Origin of the sequence: Halomonas sp. IOP_14 (assembly GCF_021021315.1) — a bacterium.
Lineage (GTDB): Bacteria > Pseudomonadota > Gammaproteobacteria > Pseudomonadales > Halomonadaceae > Vreelandella > Vreelandella titanicae.
Window position 1 is genome coordinate 20,633 of record NZ_JAINWD010000010.1, and the last position, 13,661, is coordinate 34,293.

The window sequence follows — 13,661 nt, forward strand, 5'->3', positions numbered from 1 at the left end:
CATGATTGAAGCCAAATCGCGCGCCTGGTGGCGCGCCACCTTGGCGCTTTGCCTCGGCTCATTTCTTGTTTTTATCAATTTATACGCACCACAGCCGCTGCTGCCGGGGTTAAAGGAGACCTATCAGGTCTCGACCTTAGGTGTCAGCCTGCTCATGTCGGTGTCAACTCTCTCCTTAGCCATTGCGCTGTTGGTCTTTGGGCCACTCTCGGATGCCATTGGTCGCGAAGGCATAATGCGCATTACTCTGCTGCTTGCAGGCGGTTGTTCTATTGCCTTGGCATTCGCCCCCACCTTTGAAAGCTTGCTGTTTTTGCGCCTGGTGCAGGGCTTTGTGCTGGGCGGGCTGCCAGCGGTGGCGATCGCCTGGATGGGCGATGAGTTTGAGAAGCCTGCGCTGTTAAGCGCTGTAGGACTCTATATTGGTGCTAATTCACTTGGCGGAATCAGTGGGCGTATCGTCGGTGGCGGCGCCGCTGAAATTGGCGGCCCCACGGCGGCATTTCTAGCGGTCGGCATTATGACGCTAATTGGCTGTGGAGTGTTTTGGCGCCTGTTGCCCAATAGCCGCGCCTTTACTCCCCAGCGCTTTGAGCTGCGCAAAGCGGCAAGCGATTTAGTCAATCATTTGCGTAACCCGGTGCTACTCGCTGCTTATTGCCTGGGGGGTATCAACTTCCTGATTTTTATCAATCAATACAGCTATATCACCTTTCGGTTGGCGGCAGCGCCGTATCAATTAGCCGCCAGTGGTCTGGGGCTGATTTTTTTGACCTATCTCGGCGGCACCTTCGGTTCGATGATTTCCGGGCGTCTGGCTGGGCGGTTTTCTCCCGCAGCGTGCATGATGGTGGGGGGGGTGATTTTAATGCTGGGTACGGCGATTACCTTAGCGGATTCGCTGCTGATAATTATTGTCGGTTTAACCGTTAATGCCTTTGGCTTTTTCCTGGCTCATTCGTTGGCCTCCAGCTGGGTAGGGCGCTATGCCCAGGGCGCGCGGGGCAGCGCTTCGGCGCTCTACCTGGTGTTTTATTACGTGGGAGCCAGTTTGGGCGGCTTCTGGCTGGAGCCGTTCTGGCGCTGGGCCGGGTGGTCGGGCGTGAGCGTCGGTTCGTGGCTACTGCTGAGTATCACGCTGATAATTGCTTTCGGCTTATGGCGCTTTGAGCGTCGCCAAGTGGTTGGCTAACCTTCACCAGTTGCACGTATCGATGCCGAGCGCAGGTTTCCGCGAGGGCGCTGTGAACCCCTCCCTGGGCGCTACTTTCGACATCCATGTCGAAAGACCCTCGCTTCAACCTGCCCTGGCATCAACTACCATGGCTTCAGATGCCCTTCGCTTAAGTGCCAGCGCTGTGGGCAAAGCCGTTCCAGTAGGGCGGTGTCGTGGCTAATCACCAGCACGCCAAGCTGGCGTTGTTCCGCCTCCCGTTTTAATGCTTGCCAAAGCTCAACCTGGGTAATTGGATCGAGCATGGTGGAGATCTCATCGGCGACGAGAAAGCGTACTCCCAGCGTGAGCGCCCGCAACACGCATACCCGCTGCAGCTCTCCCCCTGATAACGACTGAGGGAAGCGCGACAGCCATTTTGCTTGCACGCCAAACGCTTGGCACTGTGCGTCAGAAGGCGTCCAGGCTTCACGCAGTATCTTACCTACCCGCCAGCGTGGATTCACCGCTAGCTCCGGCGATTGCGGTAGCCACTGCACGGGCTGCACACCGCTTTTCGGTAGCGCCTCGCCATCCAGGGTGACATCACCTGCCTGGGGCGCTAAGTAGCCCGCCAGCAGTTGGCCTAGCGTCGATTTACCCGCCCCCGAGTCGCCGCTTAACCCTAGCCACTGACCCGCGCACAGCGTTAGCGAAATGTCCTGAAGTAGCGGTACCTTGGGGGCAAAGTGAAAACTCAGTTGGCGTGCTTTAAGCAACGTGCGCCTCCTGTTCACGCCGGCTTATGGCAGTCGTTGCAAAAGCGTTGTCCGGCAGCGCCAGCCACAATGCCTGTGAATAAGCGTTGGTAAGCGAAGCGCCGCTGTCCTGAAAGGCGCAGGCGGGCGCAGTTTCGACCAGCTTGCCGTCACGCATAATGGTGACGCGGTCGGCGATTGGCAGCGCATGGCGCAGGTCATGGGTAATCAGAATCACGCTTTTGCCCTGGTTGGCCAGTTCGCGCAGCGCATCCAGCACCCGCTGACGCTGGTGGGGGTCAAGGCCTACGCTGGGTTCATCGGCAATCACCAGCTTGGCTTGGCTGACATGGGCCATGGCCGTCAACACGCGCCGGGCCATGCCGCCGGATAGCTCATGGGCATAGGCCTGCTGTGCACGGGCATCTAGCTGATAGTGATCAAGGGCTTGTTGGGAGGCGTGCCAAGCATGTGCTGATGGCTGGCCTGCGCGCTGGGCTGCCCAGGTCACCTGGCGCTGAGTACGCACCAGCGGATCTAAGGCGCTTAGCGATTGGGGGATCAGCGCCAGCTCACGGCCGCGAAGCTGGCGTTGGCGTGACGCGTTAAGCGGTTTGCCTTGATAGTAAAGCTGACCGTTTAAGCGTGCAGGTGTTGGCAGTAAACCCATAATGGCATAAGCCAATAGGCTTTTTCCGGCACCGGAGGCGCCTACCACCGCATGAACCTCGCCAGGGAACACCGTTAGTGAAAATTCATCCAGGCAGGTGGCCCAGTCGCGCTTCCACCAGGAGGCATACAGAGGTAGCTGTAGCGATAATTGATCAATCGTTAACACGGCAGGCCTCCCATTAATAGTTTTACAGCCAGTGGTTTTTACAGCCAATTTTTCTGAAAAGCGCTAAAGCGCACGGCGTAGGTGGCTTGAGAGGCGCTCGAAACCCAGCACCATCAGTAACAGCCCCAAGCCGGGAAATACCCCCAGCCACCAGTAACCGCCGCTTAAGTAGCGCATGGCATCGGCCAGTAATACGCCAATAGCGGGCTGGCTGGGGCTTAAGCCAAAGCCCAAAAAGGTCAATGCGGCTTCGTGGAGAATGGCGTGGGGAAACAGCAGTAACGCGCCAACCAGGCAGTGGGGAATAAGATGGGGAAGCAGATGGCCGTGGAGCACAAACCAGCGCGATTTACCTAGAGCGCGGGAGATGCGCACATAGGGCGCCTGCCGTAACTGCCATAGTTCGGCGCGCAGCACCCGGGCTAGGCTTGGCCAGTGGGTCACCGCAACGGCAATAATCACTGCCTGGGTACCGCCACCCAGGGCAAAAGCGATCAGCATTAATAAAATCAAATGAGGCACGCTAAGCAGCGTATCAATCAGCAGACTCACCAGCGCATCCAGCCGCGCTGACAGCGTGGCTATCGCTGCCAGGCTCAAGGCAATCAGCGTGCTCAGTAGCGCCGCCAAGCAGCCCACCCAGAAGCTTAGTGCCAGCCCCGCCAGAGTGCGCGCCCAGAGTTCACGGCCCAGCGCGTCGGTGCCCAACCAGTGGTCAACGCTGGGCGGTGCCAGGCGGGCGTCAAACTGCATCTGTTGCGGTGAATCACCCAGCAGCCACTGGCTAGCGACTAGTCCCATGACCAGCAGGGCGGTGACACCCAGGCTGAAGGCGGCACGAAGGCGCGGTTGAGCCTGACTCATAAACCACTTGCCTTAATGCGCGGGTCAATAACGCCATACAGGCTATCGGCGATCATATTGCCGACGCTGACAAACAGGGCGGTAAAGAGTGCGATGCCCAGCAGCAGTGGGACGTCACTGCGCAGGCCCGCTGCCACTGTAGCCTGACCTAAGCCGGGGTAAGCAAATACCTGCTCGATTAAAATGGAGCCGCCAAACAGTTCGCCCAGTGAGGCAAACGCTAGCGTAATCGCCGGTACACTGGCGTGGCGAAGACCGTGGCGCCAAGCCACATCAAGACGGCTGGCGCCCTGAGCAAAGGCGTGAGTAGCAACGTCTGAGCGCATTAGCTCAAGCATGCGGGTGCGGGTGTGCAGGGTGATACTGGCGATGCCCAGCAGTGCCAGGGTCGCCACTGGCAGCAGTAAATGGTGCAACCGTGTGGCGAGGGTGACTTCCTGGTTTAACGCCCCGGCGGGGCCTGCGCAGCAGGTGGGTGTCCACCCCAGGGTTACCGAAAATAGCAGCACCGCAAGTATCGCCAGCCAAAAGGCGGGCGTGGAGGCGGTAATAAAGGCGTAGGTGCTGATGATGTTATCCAGCTTGGAGCCCTCTTTGGCACCCGCCACCACACCCAGGCTAAACCCCACCAGCGCTGAAATGAGCCAGGCGCTGCCCAGTAGCGCAATGGAGCGCTGAAAGCGCTGAGCGATTACCTCACTGACCGGCTGGTTGTATACGTGGCTCCAGCCTAAGTCACCACTGACTAACTGGCGCAGCCAGTGGCCAAACTGAACGGCAACTGACTCATCAAACCCCCAGCGTTGGGCAATCAGTGCGCGCTGCTCTGGGCTCACTTGGGCCATTTGTGGGCCTAGGTAGGCATCAACGGGGTCAATGGGGGAGGCCATCATAAGCCCATACGACACTAGGGCGACGCAGGTTAATACCAGCGCCAGGCGAGCCACGCGCTTGGCGATAGGCGCAATTAGTCGCACGTCCAGCGCCACTCAAGCAGGTTGGCAGTGATTGGCCAGCCGTGGCCGTGGGGCGCTACACCTAGATCTCCGACATCTAAGCAGGTATTGGTAAAATAGACATGCTCAAGATTGACCAGCCAGGCCCAGCTACTATCGCCGCGTACTCCGTAGCCGGTGGTGCCGTCCCACTGCGCTGCCTGCCACTCGCGGTTGGCTTGCTCAAAGCTAGGCGCCGCCTGGGCGGCATCCAAGTGGGCGTCGACCTCTGGATTAGCGTAGAAACCGCTGTTGTAGAAACCGTTGCCCGCATGCTGACTGTGGAAGAGGTAGTAAATCTCCTGGGGACTATGGCTGCCAAAGCCGAACATAATGGCATCCTGGTGCAGCGCTTCGCGCTGGATTTCGTCCCAGTGGCGGCCGGTGGGTTGTATCTCAATTCCCAATGGGCGCACCATCTCAGCACTGACTTCCGCAAGCAGCTGTCGGGTAGTATCGCTGGAGGGGTAGGTAAGTCGAAAGCTAGCGGGCAGGCCATCTTTATAGCGCAGGCCATCATCGCGTAGCTGCCAGCCTGCGGCGTCGAGTATCTCCTCCGCCCGGTCAAGGTCGGGAGCGGTAAGGCGCTCATTGCTATCGCTCCAGGGGAGGCCGTCCGCCGGGCCAAAGGCGGGGCGCCCATAACCGTGCAGTGCCACTTCCACCAGCGTATCGCGGTCAACCGCAAGGTTGATCGCCTGACGTATAGCAATATCTGCCGTCACATTGTTACCAATCGGCGCGCCGGAGGCGGCGTGTTCGCCATTGGCAGGCTGCATGGGAAAAAGAATGCCGCGATTATCGACACTCTCCATAATCAACCGCTGCATATGTGCTGGCACATTGGCCGCCAGTGCAGGGGGCGTCGAGGCGATATCCACTTGGCCAGCATGGGCGGCACTTAGAGTGGCGTCTTCACCGGTAAAGAGAAATACCAGCCGTTCAAAAGCAGGCGTAGGGCCGTAGAAGTAAGGATTGCGCTCGACAATTAACTGCTCGCCTTCCTGCCACTCTACCAACTGATAGGGGCCAGACCCCAGGGGATGGCGACCATACTGATCACTGTAGCCGTTATCACGCTCGGCGCGGGGCACAATGCCCAGTGTCAACAGCTGATCAATAAAGGTAATGCGCGGGGCCTTCAGGCGGAGCGAAACAGTGTGCTTATCCAGCGCGGTTGCTTCAGCCAGGGCGCTAAGATCCGCCCGTCCGCCCGCCTGGGCCGCCGCATTAAAAGTATAAGCCACATCTTCAGCGGTCAGCGGCGTGCCGTCGGCAAAGCGGGCGTCCTCGCGAAGTGTGAGTGTCCAGGTCAGGCGGTCTTCAGAAAGCCACCACTCAGTGGCCAGCTCTGGCTGCGGCGCAAGATCCTTGCCCCGTGAAAGTAGCGTCGACTGAAACAGTGGATTGCCATACTGCCCCCAGCCCAACAGTGGGTCGAAACCCTGCTCGGGTTCGCCGCCAATGGCAAGTACCAGCTGTTCTTTTGCCTGCACAGTGGTGGCTACGACTAAACAACTTAGCGCAATACCCAGTAAGATGGGGCGAGTTGGTTTAGTCATCGCTTTATCCTTTATGCTGTTAGCGTCACTAGTATGATGTTTTTACAATAACATCATACTACCGGTGGTGGCAGCGCATGCAAAGTTAATCAGTACAGGGGGCGTGAATGCAGCGTGTAACGGTAACGCTTGATGAGGAGCTGGTGGCAGAAGTGGATGCGTTGATGCGCGAGCGCGGCTATCAAAACCGCTCAGAGGCGATTCGCGATTTGACCCGCAGCGGCTTAAAACAGGCGAGAGAAGAGGCTGCACCTGACTCGCCCTGCATGGGCGCGCTGGTGTATGTCTATGATCATGCCGCTCGGGAGCTGTCCAAGCGCTTAACACGCCACTCCCATGACCATCATGACCTGACGCTTTCGACCTTGCATGTGCACATCAACCATGACAGTTGCCTGGAAGTGGCGCTGCTCAAAGGCCAGGGGCGGGCGCTCAAGCAGTTTGCTGCTGAAGTCACTTCGTCGCGCAGCGTGCGTCATGGGCAGTTAGTGCTGATACCTGACGAGTAGGCATAAAAAAGGTGACCCTGAGGTCACCTTTTCTGATCGGTAGCGCGAGCGTCTTAGTGCTCAACGCCGCCTTCGCCGTGCACGTGGCCGTGCTCAACTTCTTCAGCACTTGCTTCACGTACTTCAGCGATCTCAACATCAAAGTTGAGCTGCTGGCCGGCCAGCGGGTGGTTGCCATCGACAACGACCGTATCGCCTTCGACTTTCTTGACGGTAACCATCAGAGGGCCGCCTTGAGTCTGGGCTTGGAACTGCATACCCGGCTCAATGCTTTCAACGCCTTGGAACGCATCGCGGGGTACTTCTTGCATCAGCTGCTCTTGCAGCTCGCCATAACCCTCTTCAGGGGATACGGCAACGTTCAGCTTCTCGCCTGCTGCACGACCTTCCAGCTCTTTTTCAAGACCCGGAATAATGTTACCAGCGCCGTGGAGGTAGGTAAGCGGCTCACGGCCTTCGGAACTGTCTAGCACTTCACCTGCATCGTTGGTCAGGGTGTAGTGAAACGCGACAACCGAGTTTTGCGCAATTTGCATGGAATAACCTTTCGGTGAGTGCATGTCCCAATATGGTAACGCGTGTGCGCTGGCTTGTCAGGGGGTAGCGACGCTTTTTCCTACTCACCACTTTCGGCGGTATTGCGCGTCAGGGTGACCAGGGATACCCTACAACCATCATTTTTTCCTTTGCCCTATCACTTTTGGAGCATGTAATGACGATCTTGATTATTTGGCTTATCGCTTTTTGCCTGATTGCTTATTTTGTCTATCAGCGCTGGAATAGCGGCGTTAGCGAGGGGTTAGATAAGGTGTTGCCCGGTTTTTTGAAAAGCCATGGCGACAATCGCTATCTATGGGTGATTACGCTGGCAGTGTTGGGGGCCACCACCCTGGTGCAGCCGGTTGAAATGCTGCTGGTCGTCATCCTGCTTGCCCTGATTGGCTGGGCAATCATGGCGCTGGCTAAATGGGCTGGGAATAAAACCCATCACTAAGCTGTTCGCGATAAAATAAAAAGCCCGGCCCTCTCATTTGATGGCCGGGCTTTTTTGATACTTAAGCGCTAGATTAACGCTCTCGATTAATAGGGTGCCACGCTCATGTTGGCGCCATTGCCAATCAAACGCACACGCTGGCCGGCTTGGAACTGGCGATCCGCACGCTGAACGACAACCACGTCGGTACCGTCATCGCGACGAATTTCCATCTCCAGCGCATTAACGCGGTTAGTCGCATCTTCAGCGGCCGTACCTGCCACAGCGCCGCCCAGGGCGCCTGCCACAGTCGCCAACTGACGACCAGAGCCACCGCCGACCTGGCTACCCAGAAGACCGCCGATAACCGCGCCACCGCCGCTACCTAAAAGGCCGCCGGCACGGCTTTCCGCTTGGATCTGCACCGGGCGAACCGCCACGATAGTGCCGTAAGTAACACTTTGACCGGTTTTGGCTTGGCTGCCGCGATAGACATCACCAGAGTAACCAGACGTATTGGCACAGCCTGCCAGCGTGAGAATGCTCAGTGCGACAACAGGTAGAAGAAGACGTTTCATTAAAACCTCCAGAGTGTCTATTTTTATAACTGTCATCCATTGGCCTGTTATCCATATAGCGCTCATAACTGGGCAGGCACAGAGTAGATTTAGTTATAGAACAGTGTTCGTTAAAGATAGCCGATGCTAACGGCTTTGACCAGCGTTCATGAAAAAAGATCAAAGTTGGTAGAGCAGTCGCCAAAAAAAGCTTAACCGAGAGTTTAACAGCGTATTAAGAAAACAGTGTGCAAATACGTATAACCAAGCAAAAACAGGAGACCCGAAGGCCTCCTGTTGCAGGGGGACATAGTGAACTATGGCGTTGAAACCTGCTAATTAGCCAAACTGGTTCATGGTGTTGTCTTTGCCACCGGCTTTGAGCGCGGCATCGCCGTGGAAGAACTCTTTATGGTCATCACCGATATTGGAGCCTGCCATATCCTGGTGGCGAACGGTTGCAATCCCTTGGCGAATTTCCTGACGCTGTACGCCTTTCACGTAAGCCAGCATCCCTTCATCGCCGAAGTAGCCTTTCGCTAAGTTGTCGGTAGACAGGGCAGCCGTGTGGTAAGTTGGCAGCGTGATCAGGTGGTGGAAGATGCCCGCTTCGCGAGACGAGTCGCGCTGGAAATTGCGTGTCCACTCATCGGCCAGCTGGCCAAGTTCGGTCTCGTCGTACTCTGCGCTCATCAGCTTGTCACGCTGGTAAGCGGAAACGTCTTTACCCTCTTCCTGCCATGCATCGAACACCTGCTGGCGGAAGTTGAGCGTCCAGTTGAACGACGGAGAGTTGTTATAGACCAGTTTGGCATCCGGCACGACCTGGCGAATGCGGTTGACCATGCTGGCGATCTGGCCAACGTGGGGCTTCTCGGTTTCGATCCACAGTAGGTCGGCGCCGTTTTGCAAGCTGGTGATGCAGTCCAGTATAACGCGGTCTTCGCCGGTGCCGGGTTTAAACTGGTAGAGGCCCGAAGCGAGGCGCTTGGGTTTAACCAGTTTGCCGTTCTGCTTGATGACCACATCGCCGTTGTTGATATCGGCGGCGTTTTCAATCACATCGCCGTCCAAAAAGCTGTTGTACTGGTCGCCGAGATCGCCTGGCTCGTTGGTAACGGCAATTTTCTGCGTCAAGCCCGCGCCGAGTGAGTCGGTACGCGCAACGATAACGCCATCTTCAATGCCGAGTTCCAAAAAGGCGTAACGCACGGCGTTGATTTTGGCCAGGAAGTCCTCGTGGGGCACAGTAACTTTACCGTCCTGGTGACCACACTGCTTCTCATCAGATACCTGGTTTTCCAACTGGATGCAGCAGGCGCCCGCTTGAATAAACTTTTTGGCTAACAGGTAGGTGGCTTCTGCATTACCAAAGCCAGCGTCGATATCAGCAATAATCGGTACGATATGAGTTTCGTAGTTATCGATTTTACCGATCAGTTCCTGCTCTTTTGATTTGTCGCCAGCCTCTTTGGCTTCATCGAGGGCGCGGAACAAGTGGTTAAGCTCCCAGGCATCGGCTTGTTTTAGAAAGGTATAGAGCTCTTCGATCAGGTTCGCGACGGAGGTTTTTTCGTGCATCGACTGGTCGGGCAGCGGGCCGAACTCGGAGCGTAGCGCGGCAACCATCCAGCCGGAAAGGTAGAGGTAGCTACGTTTGGTGGTGCCAAAGTGCTTCTTGATCGAGATTAGCTTCTGTTGACCAATGAAGCCGTGCCAGCAACCTAGCGACTGGGTGTACTGGGCGGTATCGGCATCATAGGCGGCCATATCTTCGCGCATGATCTTGGCGGTGTAACGCGCAATATCCAGGCCGGTGTGAAAGCGGTTCTGTGCACGCATGCGAGCGGCATACTCAGGTTTGATGGTTTCCCACTTGCCGCCTTGAGCTTCGCGTAGTTGGGCCATGGCTTTGATATCGTCGAGCAGTCCTGTCATGAGCTTATCCTCTTCGGGCTGGATAGTGTTTCGCAAATCAGCTTTTGCTTATGCTGCACCTGCGAAGTTGTATTTAGCATTATTGATTTTCGTGATTGTGTCTCTAGGTCAATCGTCTCTCATGCAAACGTCTTGAAAGCTGGAAGCAGTAACGCTAGAGACCTCAGCTACAGCGTTGAGCTTGATGGATTGACCCAATCCGCTTAACGCTGCAATGCAATAACTATCCACGAGGATGGCGCCTTCAACAATTGACACTTGGGGGCAGAGGCCGTTGTAACCCGACGACAGGGAGGTAGAGGAAGGGAGGGTTTGTGTAGTCGTTTTTCGTCAAGATGGCGGCAAGAGCGCATAAAAAAGCACTGCCGAGGCAGTGCTAGAGATCAATCAAGAGGGCTTGTTAATCGAGCGAAAGCGTCATTTCTCGATGAGGGATGCCTGCATCCAGAAACTCATCGCCATGGGCGATAAAGCCTAGACGCTCATAGAACGCCAGTGCGTGTACCTGGGCACTCAGGGCCACTTGGGAGTGGCCCGCATGGCGTGCCGCTTCAATCGCGGCCTGCATCAGCAGTACACCAATACCGGTGCCGCGGGCATTAGCGAGTACGGCGACGCGGCCTATATGCCCGTCGGGCAGCAGTCGTGCGGTGCCTACCGGCTGCTGATCAAGCATGGCGAGAAAGTGCTGGCACGCCGGATCCAGGCCATCCCACTCCTCATCCTGGGGCACGCTCTGTTCTTCAATAAATACCTTGCGGCGGATCTCGCTGGCCGTTGGGCCCAGCGTTTCCCAACTGCCAGTGCTAATGTGGGTAATCGCCATTAATACTCCTCGTCGTCATCACCTTCATCACTCATAAAGCCGAGGCTGCCGGTATTGACCAACTGGGTGATGAGCGCAGTTGCGCCGTCAAGCTCAAGGTCTTCGGCGTAGAGAGGGGTGGTGTCGGCTAGGCGTTTGGCTAATTCAGTTGAACAGGCGTGGCCGTCACCATCCACAAATAGCGTGGTACCGCTGGCATCGCGACGCCAGGCAAAGCGTGAGCCAGGCATATGGTAGAGCGGCTCCCCCTCTTGTAGTTGAGCAACAAGCGCCTCTTCGTCCAACGGTGTTTCAAGCGGTACCACTTGATCGACATATTTTGGCTGAGTCATCACCCGGCCAAACCACTGGGCAATCTGAGTAGGGTTATCCAGCGTCGACATAATCAGCTGACGCATACGCTCAACGGCTGCGTCGTCCAGTTCACCGACCTGCTGAGCAGGCGCCATGCCCGCATCGCTGTAACGCTGAGAGGCAGGCAACTGCTCGCCCAAATAGTCGGCGTAGGAGGTGATCGCTTCATCGGCAGAAGGAGCACGAAAGCCAACTGAAATGGTCATGCAGTCATCGCTCTGGCTAACGCCGTGATGCGCCCAGCCGGGAGGGAGATAAAGCATGTCGCCGGGGTCAAGCACCCAGTCGGAGTCGGGCTCTACGGTGAATTCTTTCAGGATGCGGAGATCGATACCTTGGATGATCGGCGCATCTTCCGTGAGCTTGCCGCCCAACTGCCAGCGGCGGTGGCCGCTGGCTTGGAGTAAAAAGACATCGTACTGATCGATATGTGCACCCACATTTCCGCCAGGAGGCGCGTAGCTGATCATCACGTCATCGAGCCGCCAACGAGGTAGGAAGTCAAACTCATTCATTAGCGCAGCCACCGATGGAACATAGTGGTCAACCGCTTGCACCAGAAGGCTCCAGTTTTTTTCCGGGAGCCGTTCAAAAGTGGCTTCATCGAAGGGGCCGTGGGAGACCTGCCAAGGGCCATCCGGGCCCTCCTCTTCAACCAAACGCGCTTCTACGCCAGGCTCGCAGGCGAGTCCAGCCAGTTCATCGGCTTCAATCGGGCTGATGAAGTCGGGCATGGCGCCACGAATCAGCAGCGGCTTTTGCTGCCAATAATTGGCCAGAAAGTCTGCAGCGGTAAGATCGCCCAGCAGTGTTAGCGGCTTATCGTGATGGTTCATGGCGTGTCCTGGTGTAGTGGTCGCAGCAACGTTGGTCACAGCAAGTTGGTCACAACAAATGGGTTACAGAGAGTTTAGCTGATGTGTCAGTGCTTCGGCTTGCGCCTGGGCATTACCAATATAGTTGGCCGGTGAGAGCGCCTTCAATTCGGTTTTGACCTCGCTGGGCAGTTCAAGGGTATCAATAAACGCCGCAAAGCCTGCTTGGTCAATACGTTTGCCACGAGTCAGTTGCTTGAGTTTTTCATAGGGCTTTTCAATACCGTAACGGCGCATCACCGTTTGAATCGGCTCGGCGAGCACTTCCCAGCTGTTATCCAGATCAGCATCTAAACGCTCAGGGTTGGCTTCAAGCTTGCTGATGCCTTTGAGGCTGGCGTGGTAAGCAATCAACCCATATGCCAAGCCTACGCCAAGGTTACGCAGCACGGTGGAGTCAGTCAGGTCGCGCTGCCAGCGGGAGATCGGCAGCTTTTGCGCAAGGTGGCTAAGCACAGCGTTGGCCAGGCCCAGGTTGCCCTCGGAGTTTTCAAAATCAATCGGGTTAACTTTATGTGGCATGGTCGAGGAGCCAATTTCGCCCTCAACCGTGCGCTGCTTAAAGTAGCCCAGTGAGATATAGCCCCAAACGTCGCGATCGAAGTCGATCAGGATCGTATTGAAGCGGCAAATGGCGTCAAACAGTTCGGCGATATAGTCGTGGGGCTCGATCTGGGTAGTGTAAGGGTTAAAAGTCAGCCCTAAGCCTTCCACAAAGGTGCGGGCATTGGCTTCCCAATCGATCTCCGGGTAGGTGGTCAGGTGGGCGTTATAGTTGCCCACAGCGCCATTGATTTTGCCGAGCACTTCCACCGCTTCGATCTGCTTCAGCTGACGCTTAAGGCGGTACGCCACGTTGGCCATCTCTTTGCCCAGCGTGGTCGGGGTGGCGGTTTGACCGTGAGTACGCGACAGCATCGGCTGGGCGGCGTGGGCAATGGCTAGCTTGGCAATGTCATCGGCAACCTCGTGCATGGTGGGCAGCATGGCGTTCAGGCCGTCGCTGAGCATTACGCCGTAAGAGAGGTTGTTGATATCTTCGCTGGTGCAGGCAAAGTGAATGAACTCGGTCACTGCATGTAGCTCGGCCTGACCTGCGATCTTCTCTTTGAGGAAATACTCCACTGCTTTGACGTCGTGATTGGTGGTGCGCTCGATCTCTTTGATGCGTTCGGCATCCGCGATAGAAAACTCACGAATCAATTGCTCAAGGAACGCGGTAGCCTCAGCAGATAAGCGCGGTACCTCGGTAATCTGAGCATGCTCAGCCAGGCGCTGTAGCCAGCGAACCTCCACAATCACACGGGCGCGAATAAGGCCGAATTCACTGAAGTGTTCGCGCAGGGCGGCGGCTTTAGAGGCGTAGCGGCCGTCGACGGGGGAGAGGGCGGTCAAAGCGGAGAGTTGCATGGCATCGTTTCCAGGAGGTTCGAAAGAAAATTAGTCGAGAGCAAGTTAA

At 56.6% G+C, this 13,661-nt stretch carries 14 protein-coding genes; 3 read left to right on the plus strand and 11 right to left on the minus strand.

Going from position 1 to position 13,661, the window contains the following annotated elements; translation table 11 throughout:
• Position 1 precedes the first annotated feature (1 nt).
• Positions 2-1,192 (plus strand): MFS transporter, encoded by a 1,191-nt coding sequence (locus K7H09_RS09880; RefSeq protein WP_041157871.1) that lies wholly within the window; start codon positions 2-4, stop codon positions 1,190-1,192.
• Positions 1,193-1,317: 125 nt separating this feature from the next.
• Here K7H09_RS09880 and K7H09_RS09885 read toward each other — a convergent pair whose 3' ends face one another.
• The 5 genes from K7H09_RS09885 to K7H09_RS09905 form a co-directional block, all read right to left on the minus strand.
• Positions 1,318-1,932: an ABC transporter ATP-binding protein gene (locus K7H09_RS09885; RefSeq protein WP_230804552.1), complete on the minus strand. Its 615-nt coding sequence runs from the start codon at positions 1,930-1,932 to the stop codon at positions 1,318-1,320.
• Positions 1,925-2,749 (minus strand): ATP-binding cassette domain-containing protein, encoded by an 825-nt coding sequence (locus tag K7H09_RS09890; RefSeq protein ID WP_041157873.1) that lies wholly within the window; start codon positions 2,747-2,749, stop codon positions 1,925-1,927. Before K7H09_RS09890 ends, K7H09_RS09885 begins: the two co-directional genes overlap by 8 nt.
• Positions 2,750-2,812: 63 nt before the next feature.
• On the minus strand, positions 2,813-3,613 hold the full coding sequence (locus K7H09_RS09895) for an ABC transporter permease (protein WP_009287317.1): 801 nt from the start codon (positions 3,611-3,613) through the stop codon (positions 2,813-2,815).
• Entirely contained in the window at positions 3,610-4,590 is a 981-nt protein-coding gene (locus tag K7H09_RS09900) for an ABC transporter permease (protein WP_039859319.1), read from the minus strand. Before K7H09_RS09900 ends, K7H09_RS09895 begins: the two co-directional genes overlap by 4 nt.
• Positions 4,581-6,170 carry an ABC transporter substrate-binding protein gene (locus K7H09_RS09905; protein WP_230804554.1) on the minus strand — a complete coding sequence of 530 codons (1,590 nt, stop codon included), beginning with the start codon at positions 6,168-6,170 and terminating at the stop codon, positions 4,581-4,583. The genes K7H09_RS09900 and K7H09_RS09905 overlap by 10 nt, the downstream gene beginning before the upstream one ends.
• A gap of 107 nt (positions 6,171-6,277) precedes the next feature.
• Here K7H09_RS09905 and nikR point away from each other — a divergent pair, with 107 nt between their 5' ends.
• Positions 6,278-6,679, plus strand: coding sequence for a nickel-responsive transcriptional regulator NikR (nikR, locus tag K7H09_RS09910; RefSeq protein WP_027959689.1), 402 nt, complete (start codon positions 6,278-6,280; stop codon positions 6,677-6,679).
• Positions 6,680-6,732: 53 nt separating this feature from the next.
• Here the strand turns inward: nikR and K7H09_RS09915 are convergent, their stop codons facing one another.
• Positions 6,733-7,215 (minus strand): FKBP-type peptidyl-prolyl cis-trans isomerase, encoded by a 483-nt coding sequence (locus K7H09_RS09915; RefSeq protein ID WP_022520436.1) that lies wholly within the window; start codon positions 7,213-7,215, stop codon positions 6,733-6,735.
• A gap of 176 nt (positions 7,216-7,391) precedes the next feature.
• On the opposite strand from K7H09_RS09915, the gene K7H09_RS09920 reads away from it, so the two are divergent.
• Positions 7,392-7,673: a hypothetical protein gene (locus tag K7H09_RS09920; RefSeq protein ID WP_027959688.1), complete on the plus strand. Its 282-nt coding sequence runs from the start codon at positions 7,392-7,394 to the stop codon at positions 7,671-7,673.
• Positions 7,674-7,759: 86 nt separating this feature from the next.
• On the opposite strand, the gene K7H09_RS09925 is transcribed toward K7H09_RS09920, so the two are convergent.
• The 5 genes from K7H09_RS09925 to purB form a co-directional block, all read right to left on the minus strand.
• A complete protein-coding gene (locus tag K7H09_RS09925; RefSeq protein WP_022520434.1) occupies positions 7,760-8,230 on the minus strand; it encodes a glycine zipper 2TM domain-containing protein in 471 nt (156 codons plus the stop codon).
• A gap of 318 nt (positions 8,231-8,548) precedes the next feature.
• On the minus strand, positions 8,549-10,147 hold the full coding sequence (locus tag K7H09_RS09930; RefSeq protein ID WP_041157875.1) for an isocitrate lyase: 1,599 nt from the start codon (positions 10,145-10,147) through the stop codon (positions 8,549-8,551).
• A gap of 400 nt (positions 10,148-10,547) precedes the next feature.
• Positions 10,548-10,973: a GNAT family N-acetyltransferase gene (locus K7H09_RS09935; protein ID WP_027959685.1), complete on the minus strand. Its 426-nt coding sequence runs from the start codon at positions 10,971-10,973 to the stop codon at positions 10,548-10,550.
• Entirely contained in the window at positions 10,973-12,163 is a 1,191-nt protein-coding gene (locus K7H09_RS09940; RefSeq protein WP_022520430.1) for a cupin domain-containing protein, read from the minus strand. Before K7H09_RS09940 ends, K7H09_RS09935 begins: the two co-directional genes overlap by 1 nt.
• Before the next feature lie 63 nt (positions 12,164-12,226).
• Positions 12,227-13,612 (minus strand): adenylosuccinate lyase, encoded by a 1,386-nt coding sequence (gene purB / locus K7H09_RS09945; RefSeq protein WP_041157877.1) that lies wholly within the window; start codon positions 13,610-13,612, stop codon positions 12,227-12,229.
• Positions 13,613-13,661: the final 49 nt, after the last annotated feature.